Source organism: Pseudomonas sp. Xaverov 83 (assembly GCF_019352905.1).
GTDB lineage: Bacteria > Pseudomonadota > Gammaproteobacteria > Pseudomonadales > Pseudomonadaceae > Aquipseudomonas > Aquipseudomonas yamanorum.
Map to the genome: position 1 here is coordinate 1 of NZ_JAAAFU010000086.1, position 4,234 is coordinate 4,234.

The 4,234-nt window shown below is 60.1% G+C and carries 6 protein-coding genes; 3 read left to right on the forward strand and 3 right to left on the reverse strand.

The window, feature by feature from the left end; translation table 11 throughout:
• Nucleotides 1-440 precede the first annotated feature (440 nt).
• Nucleotides 441-557, reverse strand: coding sequence for a cytochrome c oxidase subunit CcoM (ccoM, locus tag K0H47_RS31335; protein ID WP_010176679.1), 117 nt, complete (start codon nt 555-557; stop codon nt 441-443).
• A 143-nt stretch (nt 558-700) separates the two neighbouring features.
• Complete coding sequence (locus K0H47_RS28410) at nt 701-862, reverse strand: hypothetical protein (protein WP_003172386.1); 162 nt, start codon at nt 860-862, stop codon at nt 701-703.
• A 133-nt stretch (nt 863-995) separates the two neighbouring features.
• On the opposite strand from K0H47_RS28410, the gene K0H47_RS28415 reads away from it, so the two are divergent.
• From K0H47_RS28415 to K0H47_RS28425, 3 genes are all read left to right on the forward strand, one after another.
• Nucleotides 996-1,868 carry a LysR substrate-binding domain-containing protein gene (locus K0H47_RS28415; protein WP_063032801.1) on the forward strand — a complete coding sequence of 291 codons (873 nt, stop codon included), beginning with the start codon at nt 996-998 and terminating at the stop codon, nt 1,866-1,868.
• An 88-nt stretch (nt 1,869-1,956) separates the two neighbouring features.
• Entirely contained in the window at nt 1,957-2,427 is a 471-nt protein-coding gene (locus K0H47_RS28420) for a RidA family protein (protein WP_219273985.1), read from the forward strand.
• Nucleotides 2,424-3,620: an aminotransferase class V-fold PLP-dependent enzyme gene (locus K0H47_RS28425; protein WP_219273986.1), complete on the forward strand. Its 1,197-nt coding sequence runs from the start codon at nt 2,424-2,426 to the stop codon at nt 3,618-3,620. Before K0H47_RS28420 ends, K0H47_RS28425 begins: the two co-directional genes overlap by 4 nt.
• Here K0H47_RS28425 and K0H47_RS28430 read toward each other — a convergent pair.
• On the reverse strand, nt 3,617-3,958 hold the full coding sequence (locus K0H47_RS28430) for a hypothetical protein (protein WP_063032805.1): 342 nt from the start codon (nt 3,956-3,958) through the stop codon (nt 3,617-3,619). The two genes, K0H47_RS28425 and K0H47_RS28430, sit on opposite strands and share 4 nt — an antisense overlap.
• Nucleotides 3,959-4,234: the final 276 nt, after the last annotated feature.

Here is a 4,234-nt window from a genome sequence, read left to right on the forward strand (position 1 = left end):
ATGGCATCACCTCGGTGTGTCTGAAAAACCGAGTTGTCTGCATCGCAGGCAAGCCAGCTCCCACAGAAAAACAGAGCCACCCCGCCCGTAGCAGCTGTCGAGCGCCAGCGAGGCTGCGTGCTTTTGATCTGCTTTTGACTTTGATCTGCGGGCCCCGTTAACCACGATGGCCGCAAGTAGGCACGGTGGAGCGACCCGCGGAGCCGGGCCGGAGTGCGGGCATGCCGAGCCTGGGCGAGGCACCGAGTGGTGGGGCAAAGCGTTTTTTGGTTACTTTTTTAGGCGTTTGTAAAAAAGTGGCTCGCTGTAAGAGCGAAACCATAAGTGGCCGTTACCTAAATAACGGATATACACCCACACCCCACCACTAAATCCAAAACAAAAAAAAGGCGACCGAAGTCGCCCAAAATGCCTTGCGTGCTCATGTATCCCGAAAAGACCTAAGGCTTCTTACGCTTGTTAGCGTCTTTCCAGATAAAAATTCCAAACCCTACAAAGAACATCACCATGAGGCCAACCGTCAGCACTCCGGCAAATACCACATTATCGAAAAACATGACCGGCCTCCTGCACTTGCCCTGTTGCGATAGGGCTAAGTTAACCAAGAAGACGAAAGAAGAAATTGACGAGGATCAATGTCGCCCGCGACGGGGCGTAAAGAAGGGAAATAACTGACCTGCATCAAACGATGCAGGCTATATCAACGCTTTTTCGGTTTGTTTTTCGGCTTTTTCTTGGCCTTACCCAACGGCATCGCCTGCTCAAACGCCTGACGCACTTCATTCAGTCGTTTGTCATTCAGATCATGGACACGTTTGGCCCGTTCAGCATTCAGGTCTATCAGTTTGTCATCGTCACTCATGGCTTGGCTTACGTAATGGCTGGGATGCCCCAATAATGCGTCCTGCGCCAATCCCACGTAAACAAAATCGGTGTCATCCCGCGCATTTGCCCGCAAAATCACCCCATCCCAACCCTCACACAGAGCGTTCGACGTGGCACTGCACAAGGACCTTCCCCCACTCCTGGCCCTGCGCGCCTTTGAAGCCGTGGCCCGGCATCTGAGTTTTATCAAGGCTGCCGCCGAACTGTCGGTGACCCAAAGCGCCCTCAGCCATCAAGTGCAGAAGCTCGAACAGCATCTGGGCAAGCCTCTATTTATCCGACGCACCCGCGCCATCGATCTGACTGAAGACGGCCAACACTACTACGACCAAATCCGCCCCGCCCTCGACGTCATCGCCGCCGCTACCCGCCAGCAACAAACGCCACCCGCCACCACCGTGCTGCGCGTCGGCCTGCTCGCCTCGTTCGCCACCTTGTGGCTGGCGCCGCGCCTGGCCGGGTTTCTTAGCCGCTACCCGCACATCCAGGTGGAGTTGGTACCCGCGATTCAACTGGCAGATGTCGCCGCCGCCGAGGTCGACCTGGCGATTCGCTACGGCAAGGGCGACTGGGCCGACGTGCAGGCCACCCGCTTGATGAGCGAAACCCTGTCACCGGTGTGCAGCCCAGCGTTCAAGGCCAGCCAACTGGAGAACGGCCCCCTGCTGATGGCCACCTCGCACCGCCCTTTCGAGTGGACCGACTGGTCCCGGCATTACCAAGTGGATGTGGAGCACTACCCCAAGGCACTGTTACACGACTACAACATCGTGGTGGAAGCTGCCGTCGCCGGCCAGGGCATCGCCATGGGCCGCCACCGCCTGATCGAGCGCAGGTTGAAGGACGGCACATTGGTGGAAGCCTTCGACCAGCCGCCCTACCACAGCGAGATCGGTTACTGGCTGATCACCTCGCAAGGCGATACCAGCCAAGCGGCCAACTGTTTCAGTGAATGGCTGCGGGAAATCTGTGCTGACGCATGAGTTATTTCGATACGTCGAGTGAGATCTATCCGTTTGTCGACCCAAACCACGCCGCCCATGCTGAAGACTCTTCCCAAGAGGATTCAACATGAGCCACTCCATCTCGCAACGCGTACAAGCCCTCGGCCTGAGCCTGCCCAATCCCAGCCAGCCGATCGCCAACTACGTCAATTACGTGATCAGCCAGAACCAACTGTTTATCTCCGGCCAAATTCCGCTGCTGGACGGCAAGCCGACGTACATTGGCCGACTCGGCGAGTCCATCAGCGAAGACGAAGGCGCCAAGGCCGCCGAACTCGCCGCACTGGGCCTGTTGGCACAATTGAGCGATGCCTTGGGCGATGACCTGTCGCGGCTGGTGCGCATCATTCGGTTGGGCGTGTTTATCGCCAGCAGCGGTGATTTCCAGCGCCAGGGCGCAGTGGCCAATGGCGCCTCGAACCTGCTGGTGAACGCCCTTGGCGACAAAGGTCGCCATGTCCGTACTGCCGTGGGGGTCGCCAGTTTGCCAGGCGGCGTGGCAGTGGAGGTTGATGCCATTTTCGAGCTGCAGCCATGACCGCGCTGTCCCTGACCGAGGTCCGGGAGCTGCGGGACGAAACGCCGGGCTGCCAGTCCGGCATCGTCCACTTCAACCACGCCGGGGCCTCCTTGCCAAGCCAGGGGACGCTCGACGCAATCATTGACCAGTTGCAACGCGAAGCCCGTGACGGCCCGATGGAGGCCGGCGAGCACGGGTCGCTGCTGGCGGAGAAAGCCCGTCGCGCGGCGGCCCAATTGCTCAACGCCCCCGTGTCATCGATTGCCTTCGCCAGCAGCGGCTCGACCGCCTGGAGCATGGCGTTTCAGGCGCTGGGCCCATGGCACCCGGGCGACCGCATTCTGGTGGGCCGCCACGAATGGGGCGGCAACCTGGCGAGCATGCAAACGGCCGTGCAAGCGGGTGCGCACGTGGAGGTAATCCCTTGCGATGAAACCGGTGCAGTGTCCGTCGCTGGCCTGGAAGCCATGCTCGACGACCGGGTGCGGTTGATCGACCTGACCTGGCTCCCCGCCAACAGCGGCTTGATCAACCCTGCCGAGGCCATCGGCGCGCTGGCCAAGCGTCATGGCATCGCCTACTTCATCGACGCCGGACAAGCCATCGGCCAGGTGCCGGTGGATGTGCAAACGCTGCACTGCGATGTGCTCAAGGGCGCCGGGCGCAAGCATCTGCGCGGCCCACGCGGAACCGCATTGCTGTATGTGCGTCCGGATTTTCTTGAACGTTTGAACCCAGCCCAGCGCGATGTGTTTTCTGCGCCCTGGAGCCCTGCGGGTTTTGACTTGCGCAACGACGCCCGGCGCTTTGAAACCAGCGAAGTGTCATTCGCGTTGCTGGCAGGCCTGGGCAATGCACTGCAGGAGGTCAATCGACTGGGCGTTGAGCGGATTCGCCGGACGGTTCGGCTTCTAAGTGACACGATCCGCGAAGAACTTAGCGGGATCGAGGGCATTACCCTGCATGATTTGGGCATTGCCGGAAACCAGTCAGGCCTGATCGCCTTCAACCTGGCCGGCTGGGACGCCTTTGAGCTCAAGCGGCGCATGGGGCTCAAGCGGATCAACATCGGTGCCAACGGCGTGCCCTACACCCCGCTGGACATGCAGGCGCGCGAGCTGGACAGCGTGGCGCGAATCTCCGTGAGCTACCTCAACACCGCGCACGATATCGAGCAACTGGTAGCCGCCCTGCACGAACTGCGGGATTAAACCTCGACGTCCACCCACAGGCCTTGCCGTGGCGCATCTTCAATCAGCGGCACCACCGGCACGGTGTTGTCGGCGTTGAGTTCGTCGCCGGGAATGGCCAGGTGCTGCTCCGAATCCTCATCGGCTTCGCGGCGGCGCTTTTGCTGTTCCTGCTGGCGTCGCTGTTCCTCGCGCAGCAACAGGGCTGCTTCCTCGGGGTCGCGCTTTTGCAGGTCGATGGTGCTTTCGTTGGAGCCTGGTTGAACCGGCGCCACAGGCGGGATATCCGGTTTCTGGCGCACCGGATCAAGCTGCGACGTGACCGGCACAACACTCAAGGGCAGCATGGGTGGCAGCATATTAATAGTCTCCTGTTCAGCAGACTGTCGGCTGCGTGGGTGACGACTTGAGCGTCAAGCCGCCAACTTGTGAACCAATCGTCATCTATCCGACGAACATACAGCCCTTTTTCTTGCCGCTTGTAGCTTAAAGCTTGAAGCTGCACCTATTCCTTTTGGTCTGGAAGCCGTGTTCCGTTAGAATAGTCGGCTTTTTCACGGCGGGAGTCAGGCAGCATGGCGCAGCAGTATCAACCGGGGCAACGCTGGATTAGTGACAGCGAAGCAGAGCTGGGG

Bases quoted from the DNA above. Each gene is read 5' to 3' on its own strand.
- ccoM (WP_010176679.1), bottom strand. From the start codon at position 557: ATGTTTTTCGATAATGTGGTATTTGCCGGAGTGCTGACGGTTGGCCTC.
- K0H47_RS28425 (WP_219273986.1), top strand. From the start codon at position 2,424: ATGACCGCGCTGTCCCTGACCGAGGTCCGGGAGCTGCGGGACGAAACG.
- K0H47_RS28410 (WP_003172386.1), bottom strand. From the start codon at position 862: ATGAGTGACGATGACAAACTGATAGACCTGAATGCTGAACGGGCCAAA.
- K0H47_RS28420 (WP_219273985.1), top strand. From the start codon at position 1,957: ATGAGCCACTCCATCTCGCAACGCGTACAAGCCCTCGGCCTGAGCCTG.
- K0H47_RS28430 (WP_063032805.1), bottom strand. From the start codon at position 3,958: ATGCTGCCACCCATGCTGCCCTTGAGTGTTGTGCCGGTCACGTCGCAG.